21 protein-coding genes and 3 pseudogenes are annotated in these 24047 nt (G+C 71.5%); 12 read left to right on the top strand and 12 right to left on the bottom strand.

Going from position 1 to position 24047, the window contains the following annotated elements:
- The first annotated feature begins 336 nt into the window (after positions 1 to 336).
- The gene (locus AB0K80_RS11050) at positions 337 to 1146 is read left to right on the top strand and encodes a BTAD domain-containing putative transcriptional regulator (protein ID WP_365668116.1); all 810 of its coding nucleotides are present in this window, start codon (positions 337 to 339) and stop codon (positions 1144 to 1146) included.
- A gap of 281 nt (positions 1147 to 1427) precedes the next feature.
- Here AB0K80_RS11050 and AB0K80_RS11045 read toward each other — a convergent pair whose 3' ends face one another.
- The 3 genes from AB0K80_RS11045 to AB0K80_RS11035 are packed head-to-tail and all read right to left on the bottom strand — an operon-like array spanning position 1428 to position 3432.
- A complete protein-coding gene (locus tag AB0K80_RS11045; RefSeq protein WP_365668114.1) occupies positions 1428 to 2180 on the bottom strand; it encodes an SDR family NAD(P)-dependent oxidoreductase in 753 nt (250 codons plus the stop codon).
- Positions 2177 to 3160, bottom strand: a complete 984-nt coding sequence (locus AB0K80_RS11040; RefSeq protein ID WP_365668112.1) for a ketoacyl-ACP synthase III — start codon at positions 3158 to 3160, stop codon at positions 2177 to 2179. Before AB0K80_RS11040 ends, AB0K80_RS11045 begins: the two co-directional genes overlap by 4 nt.
- A gap of 11 nt (positions 3161 to 3171) precedes the next feature.
- A complete protein-coding gene (locus tag AB0K80_RS11035; RefSeq protein WP_200262049.1) occupies positions 3172 to 3432 on the bottom strand; it encodes a hypothetical protein in 261 nt (86 codons plus the stop codon).
- Positions 3433 to 3629: 197 nt separating this feature from the next.
- Between AB0K80_RS11035 and AB0K80_RS11030 the strand changes: the two genes are divergently transcribed.
- The 7 genes from AB0K80_RS11030 to AB0K80_RS11000 all read left to right on the top strand — a co-directional run bounded on the left by AB0K80_RS11030 (position 3630) and on the right by AB0K80_RS11000 (position 10019).
- Entirely contained in the window at positions 3630 to 4514 is an 885-nt protein-coding gene (locus AB0K80_RS11030; protein ID WP_365668110.1) for a class I SAM-dependent methyltransferase, read from the top strand.
- A 20-nt stretch (positions 4515 to 4534) separates the two neighbouring features.
- Positions 4535 to 6031 carry an NAD(P)/FAD-dependent oxidoreductase gene (locus AB0K80_RS11025; RefSeq protein WP_365668561.1) on the top strand — a complete coding sequence of 499 codons (1497 nt, stop codon included), beginning with the start codon at positions 4535 to 4537 and terminating at the stop codon, positions 6029 to 6031.
- Positions 6032 to 6072: 41 nt separating this feature from the next.
- The gene (locus AB0K80_RS11020) at positions 6073 to 7581 is read left to right on the top strand and encodes an FAD-binding protein (RefSeq protein ID WP_365668108.1); all 1509 of its coding nucleotides are present in this window, start codon (positions 6073 to 6075) and stop codon (positions 7579 to 7581) included.
- Between the two features lie 68 nt (positions 7582 to 7649).
- Positions 7650 to 8162, top strand: coding sequence for an SRPBCC family protein (locus AB0K80_RS11015; protein ID WP_365668106.1), 513 nt, complete (start codon positions 7650 to 7652; stop codon positions 8160 to 8162).
- On the top strand, positions 8159 to 9040 hold the full coding sequence (locus AB0K80_RS11010) for an alpha/beta hydrolase (RefSeq protein ID WP_365668105.1): 882 nt from the start codon (positions 8159 to 8161) through the stop codon (positions 9038 to 9040). The genes AB0K80_RS11015 and AB0K80_RS11010 overlap by 4 nt, the downstream gene beginning before the upstream one ends.
- 89 nt (positions 9041 to 9129) lie before the next feature.
- Positions 9130 to 9255, top strand: a complete 126-nt coding sequence (locus AB0K80_RS11005; RefSeq protein WP_365668102.1) for a hypothetical protein — start codon at positions 9130 to 9132, stop codon at positions 9253 to 9255.
- Complete coding sequence (locus AB0K80_RS11000) at positions 9252 to 10019, top strand: 4'-phosphopantetheinyl transferase superfamily protein (protein ID WP_365668100.1); 768 nt, start codon at positions 9252 to 9254, stop codon at positions 10017 to 10019. The genes AB0K80_RS11005 and AB0K80_RS11000 overlap by 4 nt, the downstream gene beginning before the upstream one ends.
- On the opposite strand, the gene AB0K80_RS10995 is transcribed toward AB0K80_RS11000, so the two are convergent.
- From AB0K80_RS10995 to AB0K80_RS10965, 7 genes and pseudogenes are all read right to left on the bottom strand, one after another.
- Positions 10009 to 11001, bottom strand: coding sequence for an AraC family transcriptional regulator (locus AB0K80_RS10995; protein WP_365668098.1), 993 nt, complete (start codon positions 10999 to 11001; stop codon positions 10009 to 10011). The two genes, AB0K80_RS11000 and AB0K80_RS10995, sit on opposite strands and share 11 nt — an antisense overlap.
- A 134-nt stretch (positions 11002 to 11135) precedes the next feature.
- Positions 11136 to 11585, bottom strand: coding sequence for a DUF1772 domain-containing protein (locus tag AB0K80_RS10990; RefSeq protein WP_365668096.1), 450 nt, complete (start codon positions 11583 to 11585; stop codon positions 11136 to 11138).
- Between the two features lie 167 nt (positions 11586 to 11752).
- The gene (locus tag AB0K80_RS10985; RefSeq protein WP_365668094.1) at positions 11753 to 12388 is read right to left on the bottom strand and encodes a hemerythrin domain-containing protein; all 636 of its coding nucleotides are present in this window, start codon (positions 12386 to 12388) and stop codon (positions 11753 to 11755) included.
- 145 nt (positions 12389 to 12533) lie between these two features.
- Positions 12534 to 13361: an NmrA family NAD(P)-binding protein gene (locus tag AB0K80_RS10980; protein WP_365668092.1), complete on the bottom strand. Its 828-nt coding sequence runs from the start codon at positions 13359 to 13361 to the stop codon at positions 12534 to 12536.
- A gap of 114 nt (positions 13362 to 13475) precedes the next feature.
- A complete protein-coding gene (locus tag AB0K80_RS10975; protein ID WP_365668559.1) occupies positions 13476 to 13940 on the bottom strand; it encodes a DUF1772 domain-containing protein in 465 nt (154 codons plus the stop codon).
- Between the two features lie 150 nt (positions 13941 to 14090).
- Positions 14091 to 14233 (bottom strand): annotated as a pseudogene (locus AB0K80_RS10970) (ATPase); the annotation flags it as partial.
- Positions 14234 to 14756: 523 nt separating this feature from the next.
- Positions 14757 to 14858 (bottom strand): annotated as a pseudogene (locus AB0K80_RS10965) (ATP-binding protein); the annotation flags it as partial.
- A 50-nt stretch (positions 14859 to 14908) separates the two neighbouring features.
- On the opposite strand from AB0K80_RS10965, the pseudogene AB0K80_RS10960 reads away from it, so the two are divergent.
- Together AB0K80_RS10960 and AB0K80_RS10955 are read left to right on the top strand one after the other, a co-directional pair.
- Positions 14909 to 15731: pseudogene (locus tag AB0K80_RS10960) on the top strand (DUF1152 domain-containing protein); the annotation flags it as partial.
- A gap of 510 nt (positions 15732 to 16241) precedes the next feature.
- The gene (locus tag AB0K80_RS10955) at positions 16242 to 16478 is read left to right on the top strand and encodes a hypothetical protein (protein ID WP_057608702.1); all 237 of its coding nucleotides are present in this window, start codon (positions 16242 to 16244) and stop codon (positions 16476 to 16478) included.
- A 463-nt stretch (positions 16479 to 16941) separates the two neighbouring features.
- Here AB0K80_RS10955 and AB0K80_RS10950 read toward each other — a convergent pair whose 3' ends face one another.
- Positions 16942 to 17502: a hypothetical protein gene (locus tag AB0K80_RS10950; RefSeq protein ID WP_365668090.1), complete on the bottom strand. Its 561-nt coding sequence runs from the start codon at positions 17500 to 17502 to the stop codon at positions 16942 to 16944.
- Positions 17503 to 17902: 400 nt separating this feature from the next.
- Between AB0K80_RS10950 and AB0K80_RS10945 the strand changes: the two genes are divergently transcribed.
- Both AB0K80_RS10945 and AB0K80_RS10940 read left to right on the top strand, forming a co-directional pair.
- The gene (locus tag AB0K80_RS10945; protein WP_365668088.1) at positions 17903 to 18994 is read left to right on the top strand and encodes a DUF1152 domain-containing protein; all 1092 of its coding nucleotides are present in this window, start codon (positions 17903 to 17905) and stop codon (positions 18992 to 18994) included.
- Between the two features lie 219 nt (positions 18995 to 19213).
- Positions 19214 to 21871: an RICIN domain-containing protein gene (locus AB0K80_RS10940; RefSeq protein WP_365668086.1), complete on the top strand. Its 2658-nt coding sequence runs from the start codon at positions 19214 to 19216 to the stop codon at positions 21869 to 21871.
- An 88-nt stretch (positions 21872 to 21959) separates the two neighbouring features.
- On the opposite strand, the gene AB0K80_RS10935 is transcribed toward AB0K80_RS10940, so the two are convergent.
- Positions 21960 to 24017: a hypothetical protein gene (locus tag AB0K80_RS10935; protein ID WP_365668084.1), complete on the bottom strand. Its 2058-nt coding sequence runs from the start codon at positions 24015 to 24017 to the stop codon at positions 21960 to 21962.
- Positions 24018 to 24047 lie beyond the last annotated feature (30 nt).

Genomic DNA, 24047 nt, shown 5'->3' with positions numbered 1-24047 from the left:
AATCGGGGCGCAACACGGGAGCAAGATCAAGTAGGCGACAGGAGATTGGCGCATAATGGCCCATCCAATTCGCGACGCATTAGCTTTCGCAAATCTAGCTTTGACAGATACTTGTTTCGAATGAGAATGCTGTTTACTCAGACCTGGGGAAGATTTGACAAGCATCCTTCATTCCGACTCGCGCCTCTACGCGCGTCCACAGTCCGCCACTGGGGCGTGCGGGCTCGGCCCAGGACCCTGTACGCACGCACGACACCGCACGCAGCACGCTCAGCAAGTCGGCTTCCGTCGGCCAGCCGGCGAGGAAGTCGTCAACCTCACGGGGGAGTAAAAGCCGTGCTCATCAGACTTGTCGGCCTTGTGTCCATCGAACACGACAGAGAGGCCCCACGGGTTCTCGCCAGCCACCAGGCTCAGATCGCGCTCGCCCGGCTCTGCGTCGAGCGTCCCACCGGCACCTCCCGGGAGCAGCTCGCCGACGCCATCTGGCCGGACGGCCCGCCGAGCACCTGGGCCTCGGCCCTCCGCAGCGTCGTCAGCCGTCTGCGGGCCTTCCTGGCCACGGAGTCGCCCACGTCCGAGCCGCAACTGATCGCCCGCGGGGGGCGCTATCTGCTGCAGCTTCCGGAGGGCGCCCAAGTGGACGTGGAGCGCGGCGAGAGCGCCGCCATCAGCGCGGCGGCGGCGTACCGCGACGGCGACCACAGCACCGCGCAGCGGCTCGCCACCACGTCCGTGTCCCTGCTGCGGGGCCCCTTCCTCGCCTCCCACGAGGGCGAGTGGGTCGACTCGGTCCGCGCCCGCCTGAGGGAGGTGCGCGTCTCCGCACTGGAGACGGCCAGCAGCTCCTCCGCCGCGCTGGGCGACACGCACCACGCCCTGCGCTACGCGGAGGAGGCGGTGCGCCAGGCGCCGTTCCGTGAGAGCGCCTACCGGTGTCAGATGACCGCGCATCGTCTGGCAGGCAACAGGGCCGAAGCGCTGCGGATATACCAGCACTTGCGCACGGTGCTCGCCGAAGAGCTCGGTATCGACCCGAGCCCCGAGAGCGAAGCCGCGTATCTGGGTCTGCTGGCCAGTGCCAGTCCCTGTACTGTGCCCGCCCGATCACCGCACCGGACGGTGTCGTCACATCCACTGAACTGACACCGGGGAGCCGCGGGACTGCGGGCGCCGGTCTCGGCTCCCGCCCGCGGCCCCTGCTCCCCGGCCGCCTGCGGACACACGCACTCCTCCCGGACTCCCCTGCTTCCGGCCCTCTTCCTCCCAGGGCCGGCCACGTGCCCTCCGGCGCCCCACGCGGGCCGACGGTGCCGGCAGGCAATTCGGCAGGTGACACCGCGCGACCGCACCCCTGCGCGGCACCCACGGCGTCCGGGAGGGGCACACCCTCGTGCCCCTCCCGGACTCGTCACCGCGGGCCCGCCTCACATGACGGAGACGCCGCTGTCGATGCTGACCACCTGACCCGTCATGCAGTCCTGGTCGAGGAAGAGCGACACACTGCGGGCGACCTCCTCCACCGTGACGAACCGCGGCACCGGCGCCTTGCTGGCCATGTCCTCCACGACCCGCTCCGGGAGGTCCTGGGTCATACCCGTGATCATGAACCCCGGCGAGAGAGCGTTCACTGTCACCCCGCGTCGCCCGCACTCGGCGGCCAGCGTCCGGGTCATACCGATGACCCCGGCCTTGGACGCGGAGTACGCCGTCTGCCCCGCGGTGGCGATCAGGCCCGAGGGCGAGACGACGTTGACGATCCGGCCCCAGCGCCGGCGCAGCATGTGCGGCAGCGCGACCCGGCAGGTGTGGAACGTGCCCAGCAGGTTGGTCCGGATGACCTCGTGCCAGTCGTCCGGGGACTGCATCGCCATGAGGGCGTCCCGGCGGATCGCCCCGTTGTTGACCACGACGTCGATCGGCCCGAGGGCCTCCTCGACGCGGCCGTACAGCTCCTTGACCTCCTCCCAGGACCCCACGTCCGCGCCGACGACCACGGAGTCGTGCGTCAGCTTCGCGCGCACGGCCTCGGCCTGTGAGGCCGCGCTGCGGTAGTGCACGGCCACTCGGCAGCCCAGCGCGTCCAGCTCCACCGCGAGCGCCTGCCCGAGCCCGCCGGAAGCGCCGGTGACCAACGCCACCGGCGCGGCGGGGCGCTGCCCGGCTCCTTGTACGCTCACGCGGCACCTCCCCAACGCATCAGCACCGAACCCCAGGTCATCCCCGCGCCGAACCCCGCGAACAGCACGAGTTCCCCGGGGCGGATCCGCCCGGCGTCCAGCGCCTCGGCGAGGGCCAGCGGGATGGAGGCCGAGGCGGTGTTGCCGTACCGCTCCAAGTTGGTCACCAGGGCCTCCGGCCGCAATCCGGTGTGCTGGAGTACGGAGTTGATGATGCGGATGTTCGCCTGGTGCGGGACGACGTGGTCCACCTCGGCGGGCGTGACCTTGGCGCTCTCCAGGGTCTCCCGCACCGTGCGGACCGTGAAGCGGACCGCGTTCAAGTAGATCTCGTTGCCCTTGATCTGCGCGTAGTGGAGCCCCTGCGCGACCGTCTCCGGAGTGGTGGGCATCCGGCTGCCGCCGGCCGGCACCTTCAGTGCGTCGGCGCAGGAGCCGTCCGCGCCCAGGTTCCACGCCAGTACCGGGTCCCCCGGTCCCGGCACGAGCACCACCGCGGCCGCTCCGTCCCCCACCAGAATGGACAGATCGCGGTCGGCCGGGTTGGCGGTCAGCGTGTGCGTGTCCGAGCCGATCAGCAGGATCGGCCGGCGGTCCATGCGCAGGATGCCCATGGCCGCGACCAGGCCGTACACGAAGCCCGCGCACTCGGAGTTGACGTCCATGGCCCCGCCGCCGATGCCCAGCTCGTGGTGGACGAAGGCGGAGGTCGCGGGCGAGGGCTGCTCGGGTGTGGCTGTGGCCACGATCAGATGGGCTATGTCGGCACCGGTCAGACCGGCCTTCTCCAGCGCCGCGCGGCCCGCCTCGACAGCCAGCGAGGCGGTGGTCTGGCCGGGGTCGACCGCCCGCCGCTCGCGGATGCCGCAGCGGCTGACGACCCAGTGCTCGTCGACCCCGAAGCGGTCCGCCAGTTCGGCGCTGGTGATGACGCGTTCGGGCACGGCCTTGCCCCACCCCGAAATGTCGAATCCACTCATGTGACGTACTGTCAGCGCTCGGCCGGCTGAGGAACGAGCTCCATCAGCTTCTTGTGCACGTCCTGCATGGTGGTGGTGTCGTCCAGGTCCGCGAAGAGCGACTCGTCGGCGGGGATGTCGGGGTGCTCGTTCTGGAAGTTGTAGAGCCACTCCATCAGGTCCAGCGAGTCCACATCCGCGATGTGCTGGATCGGCGCGTCGGGGGTCACCTCGGTGGCCCCCGAGACTGCGGCGAGCTGCTGCGCGAGTTCCTCGACGGTCGGCAGTGCCATGGTTGTTCCTCTCTGAACGCGACGGACGGTCCTGTCCGCATGGAAGCCGCTCCTCGCAATCCAGCCGCAACAGGGCGGTCACACCGTGGTGTTGCGGTCGGATTGCGCTGATTCGCTTGGCTCACCCCCAGCACGGTTCAGGCGGCCGGACGGCGCGAGAGCGCCTCGACGGCCGAAGCTGCGAAGAGAGGGCGAGGATGGCGACCATTGCCTCCCACACCGGGGAGCCGGAGGTGGACGCGGTCCGCCACCACTACGAGGTGGAAAACGAGTTCTACCGTCTGCTGCTGGGCCCCAGCATGATGTACAGCGGGGGCTACTGGGAGCAGGGCGAGGGCCTGGTCGAGGCTCTGGACGTGGCGCAGGAACGCAAGCTCGACGTGTTCGCCGATCTGGCGCGGGCGGCTGGACGCAACCGCGTGCTCGACATCGGATGCGGCTGGGGCACCCTCGCCCACCGCCTCACCACGAAGCACGGCGTACGGGAGGCCGTGGGCCTCACCCTGAGCCGTACCCAGGCCACCTATGTGGCGGGACTCGGCAACCCGGCCATCACCACCCGGGTCGAGAGCTGGTCGGAGCACCGCGCCCCCGGCGCCTACGACGCCGCGTTCTGCGTCAACGCCCTGGAGCACTTCGTCCCCTCCAGCCTCCCCCCGAAGGAGCGGACCAAGCGCTACCGCTTCTTCTTCCAGCAGGTGCACGAGGCGCTGGTCCCGGACGGCCGGTTCGTCCTGCACACGATGACCGCCGAGGCCCAACCCATCGGGCGGAAGATCCTGGCGGACCTGAAGTTCCTCCAACGCTCCGAGTTCACCGGGATGCACATCCCGCACCTGCACGAGCTGGCGGCGGCGACCGAGGGCCTGTTCGAGGTCGTGGAGCTGGTCAACGAGCGCGAGGCGTTCGCCCGCGCCTGCCGCGCCTGGCTGGCCCGGCTCGCCGAGCGGCGCGACGAGGCGGTCGCGCTGGAGAGCGAGGAGGTGGTCGCCCGCTTCGAGCGCTACCTGGACATCTTCGCGTACACACTGGAGGACCGCTTCTTCAACAACTTCCGGCTCACGCTGGCCCGCAAGGGGTGAGGGGCGTGGCAGAGGCACCCATGGACCCCGCACGCGACTTGCGAGTGGCGGTGATCGGCAGCGGCTTCTCGGGACTCGGGACCGCGATCCGGCTCCAGCGGCAGGGCATCGAGAACTTTCTCGTCTTCGAGCGGGCCGACGAGGTCGGCGGCACCTGGCGGGACAACACCTACCCCGGCTGCGCCTGCGACGTGATGTCGCACCTGTACTCCTTCTCCTTCGCGCCGAACCCCCACTGGAAGAGCACCTTCGGCAAGCAGCGCGAGCTGTTCGACTACCTGCGCGACTGTGCCGACCAGTTCGGCGTGCGCTCCCGCATCCGCTTCCGGCACGAACTCACCGAGGCGCGCTGGGACGACCTGCACAAGCGCTGGCTGCTGACCACGACCGGCGGGAACTACACGGCCCAGGTGCTGGTCACCGGCACCGGCTACCTCAGCGAGCCGGCCATCCCCGACATCCCTGGCCTGGCCGGCTTCGAGGGCGAGGTCTTCCACTCCGCGCGCTGGCGCCACGACCTGGACCTCACCGGCCGCCGGGTCGCCGTGATCGGCACCGGCGCCTCCGCCATCCAGTTCGTGCCCGCCATCCAGCAGGAGGTCGGCCACCTGGACCTCTACCAGCGCACCCCGCCCTGGATCGGGCCCAAGAACGACAAGGTCAACAGCGCCCTGCAGACCCGCCTGCTGACGTCCGTGCCCGGCTATCAGCGCTTCCGGCGGAACTTCAACATGTGGGGCCGGGAGATCCTCGCCTTCGTCATGGCGCGCCCCGCGCTCGCCGCGAAGATGCAGAAGATGGCCTCCGACCACCTCAAGAAGAGCGTGCCGGACGAGCGGCTGCGGGCGGCGCTCACGCCCGACTACATCATGGCCTGCAAGCGCCTGCTCTTCTCCAACACGTACTACCCGGCGATCCAGCAGCCCAACGTGGAACTGGTCACCGACGGCATCGCCAAGGTCACGGCCGACGCCGTGGTCACCGCCGACGGCCGGGAACGGCCGGTGGACACGATCATCCTCGGGACGGGCTTCGAGGCCGTACGGCGCCCGATCGCGGAAAGGCTCTTCGGGCGCGACGGCGTCAGCCTCAAGGAGGCGTGGAGCGAGGGCATGAACGCCCACCGCGGGACCTGCGTGACCGGCTTCCCCAACCTCTTCATGCTGCTCGGGCCCAACACGACCCTGGGACACTCCTCCCAGGTGATCATGATCGAGGCGCAGATCACCTATCTGCTCGACGCCCTGCGGACGATGGACCGCCGCGGGCTGGCCAGCGTGGAAGTGCTCCCCGATGCCCAGCGGACCTACAACGAACAGCTCGAACGACGGCTCAGCGGCACCGTGTGGAACGCGGGCAACTGCCGGAGCTGGTACCTCGACGAGCACGGGCGCAACCCGTCCATCTGGCCCACGTACACCTGGCGCTTCCGCCGGGCCGCCAGGCGCTTCGACCCCGCCGAACACGTTCTGAGCACCACGGAGGACTTGCGCGCCCCCGTGCCCGCCGCGTCCTGACGACCACGTACCCGCGACCGACGAGACACGGAGTTTCCCCGATGAACCTGCACACTCCCTCCCGCAGAGCGGTCCTCGGCACAGTGGGAGCCGCCGCCACTGTGATCGGCTGGAACGCCACCACCGGGAGCTGGGCATGGGCCGCCGACAGCGCCCGCCGTCCCGGCGACCAAGTCGTGCCCGTCCCCGACCTCGACGGCACCCTCACCACCGACACCTCCCAGTTCGACTCCTACGCCCACGACTTCGGCCGCCTCGTGACCGGCACGGTGCCGTGGGCGGTGCTCACCCCCGGATCGGTCCAGGACATCGCCAAGATGATCGGCTACGCCAGGACGAACGGGCTCAAGCTCGCCGTCAACGGCCGCGGTGGCACCGGCGGGGACCTGGAGTCCCACTCCTGCTACGGTCAGGCCGCCGTCTCCGGGGGCATCTCGGTGAACGCCCGGGGCATGGCGCGCATCCTGTCCACCGGCTCCGACTCCGTCACCGTGGAGACGGGCGCGACCTGGGCGGAGATCACCGACCACCTGCTCCCCCGGGGCCGTACGCTGCCCGCCCTGCCCGACTACCTGCGGCTCTCCGTCGGCGGCACCATCAGCGTCGGCGGCATCGGCCTGACCATGGGCACCGAGGGCCTGGTCGCAGACAACGTGCGGTCGATGGTGGTGGTGACCGGCACCGGCGAGGTGGTCACCACCTCGCCGAGCCGTCGGCCCGAGCTGTTCCGCACCGCGCTGGCGGGCGGCGGACAGGTCGGCGTCATCGTCCAGGTGACCCTGCGGACCGTGCGCGCCGCCGAACGGGCCACCGTCTTCAGCCTGTTCTACAACGATGTCGCCTCCTTCATGGAGGACTCCGAGATCCTGCTGGCGGACCACCGCTTCCAGATGCAGGGCGGCGAGATGGTCCGGCGCCCGGACGACTCGGGCTGGCGCTACAAGATCGAGGCGGTCGCCACGTACTCCGGCGGCCAGGTCCCGGACCGCGCCCAGTTGCTGCGGGGACTGCGGGACGTACGCGCCGACGCGCACATCGATGACTTCGCGCTGCGCGACTACCTCTTCCGCGTGGACGGCTTCGAGGCGTACCTGAAGGACGCCGGCCACTGGTACCAGCCCAAGCCCTGGCTGAGCCTTTTCCTGCCGCGTTCCTCGGCCGCGCGCTTCCTGCGCCTGGCGGAGGCCGAGCTGACGCCGGACGGGCTGGGCGCGGGGGCGCTGCTCAGCTACCCCTACCTCACCTCCAACGTCACCGCCCCCATGGCCGTGCAGCCGACGGAGCGGGTGGGCTACCTCTTCGACCTGCTGCGCTTCCCGCACCCCGGAACCGGGGCCGACGACATCTCCCGCATGGTGCAGCAGAACCGCTGGCTGTACGACCGGGCGGTGGAGATGGGCGGCAAGCGGTACCTCGTCGGCGCGGTGCCCGGGCTGACCAACGCCGACTGGCGCCGCCATTTCGGCCCGGCGTACCGGGCGCTGAGCGAGGCGAAGCGGCGCTTCGACCCCGGCAACGTCCTCACCCCCGGCCAGGGTTTCTTCGACTGACCCACCGCGGCCCCGGGCCGCTCCACGAGAACGGCCCGGCCCCGTCGATTCCGTGAGGAGGAGTGCAGTTGAAGACCTATGACCTCGTCGACGAGACGTTGCTCGCCGCCGGCCAGGACACGGTCTGGGAGTCCCTCGTGGGGGAACTCGCAGGCGCCGCCCGGTGGTGGGTGCCGGACAACACGTTCGAGCCGGTGAACGGCGCCCCGGACCGGGTGGGCGCGCTCACCCGGGTCACCGTTCACACCAAGGGCGTGGACAAGGGCGGCAAGAAGATCCGGTTCACCGCGCGCACGACCGCCGTGGAGCCGGGCAGGCGTCTCGCCCTCGAGTACGTGGAGGGGGCCTTCCGCGGCACGGCGGAGTTCACCCTCGCCCCGCTGGACGACGGCGGCACTCGGCTGGCGATGCGTTTCCGGGCCCGGCCGCACGGCGGACTCGCCGTCCTGGCCCGGCTCGTGGACATCGGCGCGCAGCACACCCGCGCCACCCGGGCGGCGTTCGGCCGGCTCGGTCGCCTGCTGCCCGCCGCGCCGATCCCGGCTGCTTCCGCCGCCCCGCTCCCCGAGGTCTCCCGGTGACCGCGCCCGCCCCCGGTGAGACGTACCTCGGTACCGAGGACGGGGCCCGGCTGGCGGTCTCCGTCCTGGACCCGCTCGAGCGGGGCGACGAGGACCGGCCCCCGGTGGTGCTCGCCCACGGCTGGGGCGGTAGCCGCCGGATCTGGAGCCCGGTGACCGACCGGCTGCTGCGGCGCGGCTTCCCGGTGGTCGCCTATGACCTGCGGGGCCACGGCGCCTCCACGGTGGGCGCCCACGGGGTGACCGCAGCCGCGATGAGCGCTGACCTTGCGGCGGTCGTCCGGTACGCGGGAGGCGCGCCGCTCGTCGTCGGCCACTCCGGCGGCGGATTCGCGGCGCTCGCCCTGGCGGCCGCGCCCGAGCCCGATGCCCGCCCGGTGGGTCTGGTCCTGGTCGCCTCGGCGGCGCACGACCAGGACACCCCCGAGAACGAAGCGCGGATGATGGAGGCGCTGCTCTTCTCCTGGGCCCTGCGCCGCCCCACTGTGGGCCGGGCCCTGCTGCGGCAGATGACGGGCGCGGCGCTGGCCCCCCGGCTGCGCGAGGTCAATCGGCAGTTGTTCGCCGCGACCGCGCCGGAGGTGCGGGCGGCTTGCTTCCGCTCCTCCCGGGGCATGGACCTGCGGGCCGCTCTCGCCGACGCGCGGCTGCCCGCCGCGGTCCTGGCGGGCGAGGCCGACCGGGTCATCCGGCCCGAACTGGGCCGGGAGCTGGCGTCGGCCCTCCCGGACGCCGTGTTCACGTCGATCCCGCGTGCCGGGCACGTCCTGCCTCTGGAGCACCCGGAGGCCGTGGCCGAGGCCGTCGCCCGGATCGCCGAACGGGCCGTGGAGCGGGCCCGCACCACCTGGGGCGCCGAGGAGACGGGCACCCTGTGAGCAGGGTCCTCCCCGGCCCGTGCACTGTCCGGGACACCGTCCGGTGCACCGCCGGGGCCGTCCCAGCGCCGGGTGACGAGGAGGGCCCGGTGCGGATCCGTACGGGGGTCGTGGCGCCCCGTACGCCGGGCCTCACCCCCCTTCCCGTACGGGCCGACGCGCCGCTCCGCGAGCGAGGCGTCGTGCCGTTCGCCGTACGGACGGACGTGCCGTGATCGAGCGGCTGGTGCCTGTGGGGGTCGCCTGGGCGGAGGCGTTCGACGACACACTCCTCCGGCCTGCGGACCCCCGGGAACTCGCCCTGGTCCGGGGCCGTCCGGAGCGGGTCGTCCGGCAGTTCGCCGCCGCACGCACCTGTGCCCACCGCTGCCTGGACGCCCTCGGCGCACCGCCCGGCCCGCTGCTGCGCACGGCGGACGGCGCTCCGGCGTGGCCGACGGGGTTCGTCGGCAGCGTCACCCACTGCGCGGGGTACCGGGGCGCGGTGGCGGCGCGCGCCGACGCCTGGGGGGCGCTGGGCGTGGACGCCGAACCCGCCCTCCCGCTGCCGCCCGGTGTCCTGGGGCTGGTCGCCTCGCAGCGCGAGCGGCGGATGGTGGCCCGGCTCACCGGGAAGCATCCCCGTCTGCCCTGGGACCGGCTGCTGTTCAGCGCCAAGGAATCCGTCTACAAGGCGTGGCACCCGGCCACCCGCCGGTGGATCGGCACGGCCGCCATCGAGGTCACGTTTACCGCCGGAGGTCTGCTGACCGCCGAGGTCCACCCCGACCGCACGCCGCCGCCTCCGGTGCGGCGACGGTCGGAGAACGGCCAGGCGACCGGGCCCGGCGCCGGGGCGCCGGGACACGGCGGCGTCGCGGCGCGCTACATGGGCCGCTGGTGCGTGGACAGGGGACTGCTGCTCACCGCCGTGGCGGTGCCCGCCCGGACTCCCCCGACGGTTCCGGCGCGGTGCGCCGGGCCGCAGGTCAGCGTCTGAGGATGACCGTCCGGTCGTCGGAGCCGGTGGCCATGGCCTCGCCGGCCCGCTTGCCCCGGCGGAACTCCTGCGGGCTGACGCCGCGTTCCCGCTTGAACGCGGCGCTCAGGGCGAACGGGCCCGAGTACCCCACCCGCTGGGCGATACCGGCGACGGACAGCTCGGGGTCTCGCAGCAGCTCGGAGGCGAGCGTCAGCCGCCACCCGGTGAGATAGGACATCGGTGGCTCACCGACGAGCTCTGTGAAGTGACGTGCCAGCACCGCCCGGGAGGTCCCGACGGAGGAGGCGAGCGATGCGACCGTCCACGGCTCGCTGGGCCGCTCGTGCAGCAGCCGCAGAGCCCGCCCCACCACCGGGTCGCTCTGGGCCCGGAACCAGAGCGGCGCGCCGGTGCCCGGCTCCATGAGCCAGGAGCGGAGGACGTTGATGAGCAGCAGGTCGAGCAGCCGGTCGAGGACCACCTCCTGGCCGATGTCCTCCTTGTCCACCTCGGCGGCCAGCATGCCGATCAGCGGGGCCCGCGCGGCGGAAGCGGGCTGGACCAGCAGGGCCGGCAGGCCGGCGAGCAGCCTGCGCCCGACCTCGTTGGGCGCCTGATAGGTGCCGCTGAGCATCACGGCCGACCCCGTGCGGTGTGGCTCCCCCCAGGTGCGTACGCCCAGGGACATCGCTTCGGTGACGTCCTCCCCGTCAATGGTGTGGCAGCGCTGCTCGGGGTCGACGGTGATGCCCGGGCGTGTCGCCGGGTCGTCGACGAGCGTGTACGGTTCGGGGCCGCGCAGGACCGCCACGTCCCCCGCCGCCAGCCGCACCGGGTCGCAGCCCTCGCGGAGCACCCACGCCGAGCCGTGCATCATAGTGACCAGCGACAGGGGCGCGCGGTCCTCGATGCGCAGTCCCCACGGGGGGTTGAACACCGATTTCAGGAGGAAGGCACCCCGCGCCTTGGGGCTCCCCAGCAGGCCGCTGAGCGTATCCACAACCGTCACCTCGCACCGTTTCGCTGTCGTTTCTCGCGGCGCGCGCCTCGGCCCCGGCCGTTCCCCTCCCGGGAGGAGGCGCGACCGTGAGTCCGGCCTATCGAGAGGACCGGACCCACGATGGTTCTCGTGTGTCAACGCGCCCGGGTGATCGTCCGCCGCCGGGCCGCGTCTCCCAGCAGGGCGAGGGCGGCCAGGCACGCGACCGTACGGACCGCGTTGGCCCTGCGCCAGGGTCGCTCGTAGGCGGCTCTCGCCGCCGCCAGGTCGGCCGCTGACGTGCCCGAGGCGTCGCGCAGCCTGCGGTTCAGGGGCAGGTTGACGCAGATCGTCACCACGACGCTGAGGCCGTACAGCACCGCGGCCGAACGAGCCTCCCGGGCGGCGGCGCTCCCGTCCGCGCGGTCGAGTCGGCGTGCGGCGACACCGGTGGCCAGGAACACACCCAGGAAGAGTGCCCCGAAGGGGGCGTTGCCGTCCAGGGCTTCATTGGCCCGGCGCATCGCGGCGACGAACCTCTCGTCCCCCCGCCGCGCGAGGGCGGGCATCACACCGACGTCGAACCCGAGGTAGAGGCCAGCCATCAAGCCGGTGCCGATGGTGGCAGCGACAAGGACGGGGTCCGGTGGCGTGGCGGCCGCCGGGATGGCGCGGGAAGGGCGCATGGTGTTCCCCTGGTCGGATCGACGGGCGGCGGACGCGGCACCGCCGGTGCGGCCGCCGGCCACCCGGAGGCCCTGCGGCAGGCCGTTCACCGGGGGTCCAGGATTCCGGTGAGCGAGCGGCGGTAGGCACCTTGCAGCAGGGTGCGTCCCATCAGGCGCACCGGCGCGGGCATCAGCCCGTCCGGCTGCGGGAGTCCGTCAAGCAGCCACGGGGGCAGGACCCGCTTGACGCGGAGGGGCGCCGCCGCGAGAACACGGCGTTCCAGGGCGGCGAACACGTCGGCCGGTACGCGGGCGAAGACCGGGAAGGTCAGCTTCTCCTCCTCGTGCAGGTGCCGGTGGAGGACGGTGTCGAAGGTGTCGACGGGGCAGCCGATCAGCTCGGCGTTTCCTCCCTCCAACGCCCTGGTCACGCGGAGCATCGAGTCGTCGAGGGCCACATGGTCCTGGACCATGCGATGGGACCCGGCCGCGATCTCCGGTACGTGCTCGATCAGACCCGGCCAGAGGATCTGGTCCTCGGTGCGGTGGTGCCAGTCGACGATGGCTCTGAGCTGCCGCCACCATTCCGCGGCCCGGGGAAGACCGGCGGAGGTCAGAAGCGGCGCCGCAGCCACCAGCCGCCGGGAGTCGCGTCTCAGCGCGAGGTGCGTCTGCGCAAATCCGCGAAGATGGCGGGGCAGCGTGTCCACGCCCCTGCCTCCCCACAGCAGCCCGTCCATGGCGTCCCTCTCTTCTCTGAGCTTCCCCCGGCGTCGTCGCCGAGGGCGCATGGCTTGATCGGCCTGTGGCGATACACGGCCAGTGCGGTGATCCGCCGTCCGGGGCGCCCGGTTCAGGCGGATCACCACTGTCGGACACCGGTGATCAGGCGTCCCAGACCCCGGTGGCCGCGGCCTCCTTGGCGTAGTCCGAGAAGTCCTTGGGCTCTCGCCCGAGCGCTTCCCGGACGCCGTGCACCACGCTGGCGTTGCGGCCGTCGACGATGAGGGTGAAGAGGTCCGCGAACTCCTCCGGCTCGCCGAGCTCTCGCAGCGCCGCGCGGTAGTCGTCGGCACTGACCGGCACGTAGGTGATGGTCCGGCCAGTGGCCGCCGACAGCTCCCGGACCACGTCGTGGAAACTCAGCAGCCGCGGACCGGACAGTTCGTAGGTCTTGCCGACGTGACGGGCGTCGGTCAGTGCGGCGACCACGACGTCGGCGATGTCGTCGGCGTCCACGAACGGCTCGACGGCGTCCCCGGTGGGCAGCGCCAGTTCACCCGAGCGGACCGGATCGAGGAAGAAACTCTCGCTGAAGTTCTGGTTGAACCAGTTGGCCCGGACGACGGTCCAGTCGCAGCCGGACGCCTTGAGGGCGTCCTCACTGGCGACGGCGCCCTCCTCGCCCCGGCCGGACAGCAGCACCAGGCGGCGGACACCCCGCGCGACAGCGAAGGCGGCTAACCGCTCCACGGTCTCCTTGGCCCCGGGGAACGCGAGGTCCGGGTAGTAGGTCACGTAGGCGGCGGAGACCCCGTCCAGCGCGGCCTCCCAGGTGCTCTCGTCCTCCCAGACGAAGGGGATCTCGCTGCTGCGGGAGCCGACCCGCGCGGGGCGGCCGAGCGCTTGGAGGCGGTCGACAACCCGTCGTCCGGTCTTGCCGGTGCCGCCTATGACAAGGATGGGTGCGGTGTTCTGCGCTTGAGTGCTCATGACCTTCATTCAAGTCTCCACGCGGCAGACGGTACATAGCCCTCAGACTCAGATGCATACGCGATCGTCTCGATCTGCGGGTGGGACACGTACGTCTGGAACACCCCACGGGGTTCACTGGGCGAGGGCCACGGCCATGAGGACGAAGGCGGCGACGGCGAACAGGGTCCGCACTCCGTGCAGGGTGTTCCACCGCCCCTCGAACGCCCCCCGGGCGGCCCGCTCGTCGCCCCGGTGACGGGAATTCTCCAGCGCGTTGTTCAGGGGGACGTTGCCGCCCGCGGTGATCAGATGACCCACCAGCGCGCAACCGGCGGCAGCCCCCACGAGGGCCGTCTCGCTTCCGTCGCGCGCCTCCGGCACCACGAAGAACGAGGCGGCGGGGAAGGCCAGTGAGCCGAGGAAGAGCAGCAGGAACACCGGCCCGGGAACCCTTCGGTTCACCGTCCGCATGACGAGGGTGAACGAAGCGTCGTCCACCTCTCTCAGGGAGGGCATGACACCCGACTGGAAGGCGAGCATGTATCCGGCGTACAGCCCGGTGCAGACGAGGGCGAGGACCTCAAGATCTTCCGACATGCAGATCATCATCGTCGCTTCTGCCCCGTCTTCGCAGGGCTTGTTCCGGACTTGACGGAGCGGGGCGCCGAGCCCGGAAGGAGGGCCCTCTTCGGCGTCCGGCGGCGGTACGGCGAGGGCCCGACGGGGGTACGGCGCGTCGTTCAAGCGCAGCTCGACCGTGGTCCGTGTCGGTGCGCCGGGCGGCTGACGGCGGAGCGGACGAGCGCGGCGAAGTTCGAGGTGTCTTCCAGGTACCCGACCTCGATCCGCACCAGCAACCGGTCGTAGATCGCGGCCGAATCCTCTTCGCCATCCGAGGGACCGACATCCATGTGCAGTCGCAACGACTTTCCTCAGTCGACCTACGCGTCGACGAACCCTGAGCATGGAGAACGTGGCGTAGGCACGGCGCTCGTCCGCCTCACCGCGTCGTGCCCATAGCGTGCCCTTCAGGGCGGACAACCACGGTCAACAAAGGTGCCACCAGGCCCTCACTCCTGCCGCAGCACAACGAATCCACCCAGGTCAGCAGCCATACCGCCACGCAAGCGCCGTCGCTTCCCAAGCTGAGAGCGCGAGTTCGATTCTCGTCACCCGCTCCACTGCTTAGGCCCAGGTTCAGAGACCTGGGCCTTGTTGTTGTGGGTGATGATCACTCGCCGCGTGCCACATTCGTGCCAAACCGCTGCTGGGCGGCCTCGGCCCGAGCCTTTGCACTGTGGCGTCGAGGCCAGCGGCGACGCGGCCTTCTCGGAGGACTGCCCGGCCCGCACCATCGTGTCCTTCAGGGTGGCACCCGACCGCGTGGAGTGGTGCAGTCGCCGACCGAGCAGGCCAGCGCCGGGCCCGGGGTACAGACTCCGCGACGGGGTGCAAGGTCATCGCGCCGAGCCGCGGTGAGTCCTCGCAGGGATAGCGGTCGATCATGTAGGCCATCCATACTCTCTCCCTGCCGCTGCCGTCGCAGTCGAGGCAGCGTCGCTTCGATGTAGCACGGGTGGGACCGCTTGCTGATCGACCCGGTGCCGGGCCCCGAGGACCGGAGAACTTCACCGGCCTCACCCCCCTCACGCGGGCCGTCTGGAAAGTGCCGGCGAAAGCCCGCCCCATCGCCCCGGCAGGCTCCACGCTTCCCCGACTCGCGGCGAAGCTCCCGCACACGTTCGCGCTGATCGACCCGGGACACGGCGCCGAGGGCGTCACGCGTCAGCTCGAAGAGCAGATCAGCCACTTGGAGCCCGAGTCGATCGACCTCCTGAACGTGGGCGGTGACCTGCTGGCACGAGGCGACGAGCCGACACTGAAGAGCCCGCTCACGGACGCCCTCACACTGGCGGCATGCGGCCATGTGAACGCGTCCATCCGGCTGCTGATCGCGGGACCGGGCCTGGACGGGGAACTGCCAGCCGACGACCTGCGCGGCGTACTCGGCCCACTCGTCCACACCCTCACGGCCAAGGGCGTGGAACCGGTCGGCTCGGTCCTGGAGTGGCACCCCTCCGAGGCCACCGGAATGCTCGCGGCTACGGCCCGCGGAGTACGCGGCACCTGCGAGGTCCGGGACGCGGGGCTTCCCATCCCCTCACCGACGAGGGCCCAGCGATCCACGAAGTCGACCTGGATGAAGCCCTGAGCCGCAGCCAGTTGGCCCGCGCGATCATGACGACGGCCACCCTGGACGAGGTCGAGGCCCTCAGCCGCGAAATATGCGGCTTCTCGGAGATCGACTACGAGCGCAACAAGGCGCTGTGGCTCAGGGAGCAGCCGGCGGCGAAGCTGGACGCCGAGGCAGTACTGTCCCGACTCGAATCCATACCGCCTCCTACCGCAAGAGATCCGGGATGCCAACCTGGCAGATCTCCAGTAGCACGCGCGCCTGACGGTCGACGCAGCGCGAGGCCGAGCCCCGGCACCGCGTGGCGCGGTGGCCGGGGGCGGGCGGACATCGGGCAGGGACACGCCGCACCGCGCCGAACCGGAACCTGACGCACTGGTCACCCGCGCCGACCGACTTGTGCAGAACGTCAAGGTGCGTCCCGCGGGTTTGTACACATACGGCTCATGACGAGGCTTCGGGAGTATCCCTACTCTGACCCATACGTCAGGCGCTCCTGAACTCACGGGCCACTGACGGCAGTTGAGAATCCTCCGGACCGTGAAGACGGGATGTCAGGAAGCTTGCACGGCGGCTGTCCGGCCCCTTACGTCCCACGATCCGACGCCACGACGCAGCACATCGGTCGCGCCTGCCCGCCCGGAATCCACCGGACGCCGGCGGGCAGGCCCCGATCCTCGAAAGGCCCTGCAATGACACTGCAAATGGACGGCACAGCAGTCCTGATCCTTCTGGTCGCGACGGCGGCGGCGGTGGCCGTATACCGCCTCAGGGACCAGGCCGCGACGGGCGGCGGCCCGCATGCACGCGATCTCGTGGGCGCGATCTGCGTCTGGGGGACGGTGGTCGCCGCGTTGGTGGCCCTGTTCGCGTTCTCGCCCCCGGCGTCGACGGACGGCGACTCACGGGCGCCGACACAGACCACGTCCTCCGCCCCGTGAGTTCCGCGGGCCCGCTCGCCGGGCAACCACTGGTTCGTACGCGGCGGTGGCACCCGAGGCGGCCGCTCGTCAACGGGGCCGCTGGTCTCCGGGCTCGCCCCGTTCCGAACGACGGTACGCGTCATGGCCACCCGTGGGCAGCACGGTTTCTTGTGCGCTGATGGCATAGCCGTCTGACCTAAGCAGCGGGCTTCCCGTGGAACCCACGCAGCGGCTCACAGGTGGTCCGCGTCCCCAGTGAGTGTCTGACTGCGTGACAACGCTGGCGAACAGCGGCGGACAAGCGTGGACGTCTGCGGACCGTTGCAGCAGATGAGAGCTACATCAGCCCAAGGCACCGCCCCCACCCAAGTTGCTTCGGGACGAAGAGGTCAAAATTGGAGCTTTTTCGCACGAGCCTTGCAGGCTGCGACGGTCGCGCTTCGAACGCTCGGCGCGGACACGTCATCCCCCGCCGGCCAGGTCAGGCCAGTTTCTTCAGCTGCGCGTCGACGATGTCCTGGGGGATGGTCGGGGGCTGGATGGGGTTGAGGGACAGGAACGTGGCGATGGTGGAGTCCTGTCGGACGACCAGAACGGTGACGGGGATGCTGGGTCCTCCGCTGACGATGACCTGGGTGGCGTCGAAAGCGAGTGTCTCGTCGCCGTGACCGGGAACAGACCGGGGCTGGGAACCGGAGTAGCCCAGTCCAGCACCTGGGTGGGCGGCGGACGGGCGCATCTCGGCGGTGGCGCACTTCGGCAGCGCGGTGCGCAGTTCCCTCATCACCGTGCGGGCGTCGGCAAGGGTGTAGGACGTCAGGCCGACACTCGCGTGCTGTCCGAGATCGTCGGAGGTGGACACGACGTCCTGGCTGACCTTCGCCGTGAAGTCGTGCAAGCTGCCCAACTGTGCGGCCGCGTAGACGGGCCGGCAAGGGGCCGGTGTGACGGCGCGGTAGGTCGTGAGCATGTCGTGGTCCACCGGTCGGCCCTGACCTCTGACGGTTTTGACGGTGTAACCGGAGACGTCCTGGGTGGTCAACGCCAGACGGTCGAGGCTCTTTTGATCGAGTCCGTTCCCGGCCGCGGACACAGTGGACCCGGCAGTCGCAGGCGTTCCACCTCCGCCTGCGTCGTCCCCGCCGTCCGTGCCGCACGCGCCGGTCAGTGCCAGCACTGACACGACACCCGCCGCCGTGACGATGCGTCTTCCGACCGCAGAAGTTTTCATCATTCGCCCGCCCCCCTGGTGCCCCGACTGGAGCAACCGCACCCCAAGCCCCGGCTCAGTGCCGAGGCTGATGTTCACGGGAGCCTAGCCTCGAGCAGCCGCCCTGGCGGCCTTGATTTTGGCGCGCGCGAGCGCTTCGCTCCCCTGGCGGCGCCGCCGGCAGGCCGCTATGGGCTGATTTGCCCATGCTCGAGCCCGTAGTGTGGGGTCCATGACGCGGTTGATCGTCGCAGTAGGAGGAGGGGGCGACGCAGTCGCCGCCGCGATGCTTGACGCCGCCCTGTACGGCGACGGCGACCGCCGGGCGGTGATCCTCACGTACGCATGGGACCGCCTGCTGATCGACCCGGTGCCGGGGCCTCGAGGGCCCGAGAACTTCACCGGCCTCGAACCCCTCACCTCGACCGTCTGGAGGGTGCCGGCGCAGGCCCGGCCGATCGCCCCGGCGAGCTCCACGCTCCCCCGGCTCGCGGCTGAGCTTCCCCACACGTTCGCGCTGATCGACCCGCGGCACGGGGCCGAGGGGATCACGCGTCAACTGGAGGAGCTGGTCCGCCGCTTGGAGCCGGAGGCGGTCGATCTTCTGGACGTGGGCGGCGACGTGCTGGCGCGGGGCGACGAACCGACTCTGCAGAGTCCGCTGGCGGACGCCCTCACTCTCGCAGCGTGCTGCCAGGTGAACGCGCCCTTGCGGTTGCTGGTCGCAGGGCCCGGCCTGGACGGGGAACTGCCTCTGGATGATCTGCGCGGGCTGCTCGGCCCGGTCGTCCACACGTTCACGGCCGAGGATGTGGAGCCGGTCGGCTCGGTCCTGGAGTGGCACCCCTCCGAGGCGGCCGGGATGCTCGCGGCGACGGCCCGCGGCGTGCGCGGCACCTGCGAGGTCCGGGATGCCGGCCCTCCCGTCCCCCTCACCGACGAGGGCCCGGCGGTCCACGAAGTCGACCCGGACGAGGCACTGAGCCGCAACCAGCTGGCCCGCGCCCTCATGACCACGGCCACCTTGGACGAAGTCGAGGCACTGAGCCGTGGGGTGTGCGGCTTCTCGGAGATCGACCGCGAGCGGGACGAGGCGCTGCGGCTGGAGGAGCAGGCGGTGGTGGAGCTGGACGCCGGGGCTTTGCTGCCCCGACTCGACCGGTTCGAGGCCGAGGCACGAAGCCGCGGCATCACCCACACCACGTTCCGCCGGCTCACGGAGGCGCTGAGCTTGAGCGGCACTCAGCGTGAGGCGCTGCGGCACTTGCTGATCAGCAGCAGACCGGAGCAGTACGCCGCTCCCCTGTGGCGCATCCAGCCGTGAGGGTGAGTGACGACTTCCCCAGAGCGGTGGACGTCGCCGACAAGGCCCTGGCGTCGGTCGGCGCCACCCGCCCAGTCCTGCCGAGCGAGCCGGAAAAAGTTTCCGGCTCGCGGCAACCCTTTGCTGAGCCTGTGACCACAAGGGACTGGATCCGGCCAGTCGCGTGGCCCGGATCCGGCTTTCCTCTGGTGAACGGCTCGCAAGGAGAACACCCCCCTCATGAACCACCCCACGAACGGCGGGCGCCGCGGGCGTCATCGTCGTCGCTGGACCGCCACCGGTCTGCTGCTCGGCGTGCCCGCCGTCGTCGTGCCGTACCTCCTGTTCGCGCAGGAGGACTCGCAGGCCGCGACCATCGACGCCCATGCCTACTACCTGCTGGTCTCCGTGCGCAGCGGCAAGGTGCTGGACGTCAACGGCTTCTCCACGGCCGACGGCACCCGTATCCAGCAGTGGACCGACCAGCACACCGCCAACCAGCAGTGGAAGCTGAAGCCCACGGGGGACGGCTACTACGAGCTGGTGAACCGCAACAGCGGCAAAGTGCTGGGCATAGCGGGTGGTTCGACCGCCCGGGGCGCCGCCGCCGAGCAGCAGAGCGACTCCTCCTCCACCGCCCAGGAGTGGCGGATCGACGAGGTGGACGGTTCCGGCGCCGTCACCTTCACCTCCCGCCGGAGCGGTCAGGTCCTGGACGTTTCCGGGGGCTCAAAGGCCGACGGCGCGGCGGTCGTCCAGTATCCGCGCAGCGGCAGCACCGACCAGCAGTGGAAGCTGGTGAAGACGGAGCAAGCGCAGGCCCAGGTGGCCGGGACCGGCGGGGCGCGGACCACGGCCGCGGCCGGACCGTACAGGTGGAAGAACGCCCAGGTGGTGGGCGGCGGTTACGTCACGGGGCTGGTGTTCAACCCGCGGGAGAAGGGCCTGCTGTACGCGCGCACCGACATGGGCGGCGCCTACCGTTGGGACACCGGGGCCGAGCAGTGGATCCCGCTGACCGACTGGATCGGCGAGAAGGACTGGAACCTGCTGGGCATCGACTCGGTGGCCACCGACCCCGTCGACCCCAAGCGGCTCTACCTCGGGGCGGGCACCTACACCAACGAGTGGGCGGGCAACGGCGCGATCCTGCGCTCCACCGACCGGGGCCGCACCTTCCAGCGCACCGATCTGCCCTTCAAGCTGGGCGGCAACGAGGACGGCCGCGGGGCGGGCGAGCGGCTCGTGATCGACCCCGCGCACCACGGCACCCTGCTCCTCGGCACCCGCAAGAACGGCCTGTGGCGCAGCACCGACTACGGCAAGACCTGGCGCCAGGTCTCCTCGTTCCCCGTCAAGGACGGGGCGAGCAGCGGCGCCGGCATCTCCTTCGTGACGTACGGGCCGGCCGGCAGCGAGACGGTCTACGTCGGCGTCGCCGACAGGTCCGCCTCCCTGTACCGCTCCACCGACGGCGGCAGCACCTGGCAGGCCGTCTCCGGGCAGCCCACCGGCCAGCTGCCGCAGCACGGTGTGCTCTCCGGTGACGGCTCGCTGTACCTGACGTACACCGACAACCTCGGGCCCAACGGCGTGACGGCGGGCTCGGTGTGGAAGTACACGCCGGACAGCGGGGCATGGAAGAACATCTCCCCGTCCCAGGGCACCTACGGGTTCTCCGGTCTGGCCGTCGACCCGCGCAAGCCGTCCACGGTGATGGTCACCACGCTCGGCCGCTGGTGGCCCGAGGACGAGATCTACCGGAGCACCGACGGCGGCAAGACCTGGAAGGCCCTGGCCGGCAAGTCCGTGCGCAAAGCCTCCGCCGCTCCTTACGTCGGCACCCACACCGGGCACTGGATGACCGCCCTGGCCATCGATCCCTTCGACTCGGGGCATGTGCTGTACGGCACCGGCAACGGCATCTGGCGCAGCAAGGACGCCAACGCGTCCGACAGCGGCGGCACCAGCCACTGGACCGCGGGCGCCCGAGGGCTGGAGGAGACCGCGCTGATGGACGCGATCGCCCCGCCCGGTGGCGCCACCGTCATCACCGCCATGGGCGACCAGGGCGGCTTCCGGCACGACTCCCTGGCGAAGGTGCCCTCCGGCCGGCTGAAGAACCCGATGATGACCAACAGCAGCGACATCGATTTCGCCCAGGCCAGGCCCTCGATGATGGTCCGCGTCGGCCGTGGCGGCGCGCAGGACGGCGCCTACTCCACCGACGGGGGCAGCAGCTGGACCGGCTTCAAGGCGGAGCCGGTCGGCAGCGCCGACAGCGGTCATGTCGCGCTCGCGGCGGACGGCTCCAGCATCGTCTGGACCGAGGCCGGGCAGGCCCCGTACCGCTCGACCGACAAGGGGGCGAGCTGGTCGAAGGTCAGCGGCCTGGGCACCGGTGCGGTGGTCGTCGCCGACCGCTCCTCGGCCAGGACGTTCTACTCGCTGTCCGGCGGCACCCTCTACGCCAGCACCGACGGCGGCGCGACCTTCACCGCCCGCGCCGGCAACCTGCCCGCCGGCCGGCTGGTGGCCGTGCCCGGCGTCGCCGGGGACCTGTGGATCGCCGGCGACGGCAAGGGGCTGCTGCACTCCACCGACGGCGGCCGCACCTTCACCACGCTCAGGTCGGTGCAGTCCGCCTCCGCCCTCGGCTTCGGCAAGGCCAAGCCGGGCACCTCCTACCAGGCCCTGTACCTGATCGGCACCGTCAAGGACGTCACCGGGGTCTTCCGCTCCACCGACAAGGGCGCCACCTGGCTCCGCGTCAACGACAAGGCCCACCAGTGGGGCGCCATCGGCGGCGTCGGCGTCATCACCGGTGACCCCGACACGTACGGCCGCGTCTACGTCGGCACCAACGGACGCGGCCTGCAGTACGGCGACCCGTCCTGATCCCTCGCCTGAGCGGGGCCGCGGGCGACACGGCCTGCGGCCCCGCCCGTGGGTGGCGGGAACCTCGCGCGTTCCCGCCACCGGGCGCCTACGCCGACGGCCCCCGTCCCCGCCGGACCAGGTCCCAGGCGTGCGCGAACAGTTCGGGCAGCGTGCGGGTGGGGAGCGGGAGCGGGTTCTCCAGCCGGCCGTTGTAGGAGCGTTTCACCCCGAGCAGTTCGGCCTTCCAGGCCTCCATGGGCGGGTAGGGCTTCCTGGCGTCGATCCACTCGCCCGGCAGGAACAGCCGGCGGCCCGCCCGGGCGCGTCTGTCCTGGACGGCCAGGCCTCGCTCGAGCAGTACGGCGGCGGCCTTCTCGTGCCGGGCGGCCGTCCAGCCGTTCCAGGTGCGCACGGCGCGGTCGGACGGCGCGCGCAGGGTCAGCAACTGCAGGTAGAGCGCTGCCGCGTCCTCGTCGACGCCGAGTCCGGTGACGGCCTCGGCCAGCACGCCGGGCGCGGAGAGCACCGGGTTCGTCTCGTACGACCCCGGTGGCAGCGGCGCGTTCTCAATCCGTTCGACGATGCGCGCGCAGGCCGGGCCACGCAGCCACTCGACGAACTCCGGCTCGGGGTCGTAGCGGGAGTCCGCCCGGGCCGCGCGCAGCGTCCGGGAGCGCTCGTCGTCGCCGTAGAACGCCGGGCGGAAGTACAGCTTGGGCGGGAACCGCTCGCCCCGGCGGTCGACGGCGCCGTCCACCACCACGGTCAGACCGTCGTCGAGGGTCGCGGCGTCCAGCGGCTCCGGACCGGTGTAGGGCCGCGCGCCGAACCGGTCGCGCACATCGGCGGCCGTACGCCCCACCGCGCGGCTGAGGTTGCCGGCGTCCAGCAGCAGGCCCGGGTGGTCCAGGCGCTTCAGCAGCGCCCTCACCAGGCCGGGTGCTCCGGCGCGGACCGGGTCACCGGCGGGGAACTCCGTGTAGACGCGGAAGAGGTTCGGGACGACGGTGCGCAGGGTGTCCTCGAAATCGGCCAGGTCCCAGCCGCCGGCGGTCGGGAAGGGGCTGAAGTCGCTGTTCCGGATCCAGGTGTCGAGGTGGGAGCCGACTCCGCGGATCGAGGCGGGATCGGTGAAGACCGCGCAGAAGCGGCCCGCCGACAGCCGGGGCAGCTGCAGGTCCAATGCCGCGTCGAAGGTGCGCTGCGGGACCAGGGTCCACCGGCCGTACCGCTCCCGCCACGCCTGCGCGATCCGCTCCGCCACCGCGCGCATGCCGTGCGGCTCCCACAGCTCGGCGGGGTCGTCGGGCAGTACGTCCGCCACCAGTTCGAGGCGGTCGAGCGAGGTCATCCGGCCGGCCTCGCGGACGCCGTCCTCGATCTCGGCCACCTTGACCCGGTAGAGCTTGCGCTCGGTGTCGTCGAGGCGGGGGAGACGGCTCAGGGTGAGCATGCCCGCCAGCGCGAAGGACGCCGCCGCCCGGCCCAGTCCGGTGCCCTCCCTCAGCACGGCGACCGCGTCGAGGTCCCAGGGCACCGGCCCGCGCTCCCGGACGAGGCCGACCAGCCGGCGCACCTGCTCGGCGCTGCCCCATCCCCGCCGCGGGACGTCCGTCACCTCCTCGATCGCCCCCAGGCTCGGCGGATCGCCCTGCCCCGCCCGCAGGTCGACGAATCTGCGCAGTCCGCCGGCCGTCCAGCCGACCACGACGGCCGCCCCGCGCTCGTCCCGGACGGCCGCGGGGGCGCCTGCGGCGGGCCGCACCAGACCGGTGCGTATCCGGGCCCGCGGGTCGGCGAAGGGGCTGTCCGCCCAGATCTCCAGCAGGGTGAGCAGACGGCGGCGCCGCTCGTCGCGGGTGGGCTGCACGGCGGCGCGCAACGCCACCGCGCCGATACGCCCGATGAACCGTGCCCAGGACCCCTCCCCTGCCTTGCCCGGGCCCTCGTCCGGCGGGGCCGGATCCCATGTCCCGGCCAGATAACGGGCCGTCCGCTCGATGCCGGCCAGCGCGCCCTTGCCGCTCCAGTACCCCGAGCCGTCGACGAGCCCGTCCAGCGCGGCCGCCACCCCGTGATCGTCCGGGGCCGCCACCTCGGCCCGCGCCGTCACCAGCCCACCGGACGTCATCCCGTCTCCCGCCACCTCGTCGGAACGCCGCATGGGGACATGGTGGTCCACGGGTCTGACAGT

This window comes from Streptomyces sp. NPDC052682 (genome assembly GCF_040678435.1).
Lineage (GTDB): Bacteria > Actinomycetota > Actinomycetes > Streptomycetales > Streptomycetaceae > Streptomyces.
The sequence above is the reverse complement of the archived record's forward strand: the minus strand, read 5'-3'. Positions and strand labels throughout refer to the sequence as shown.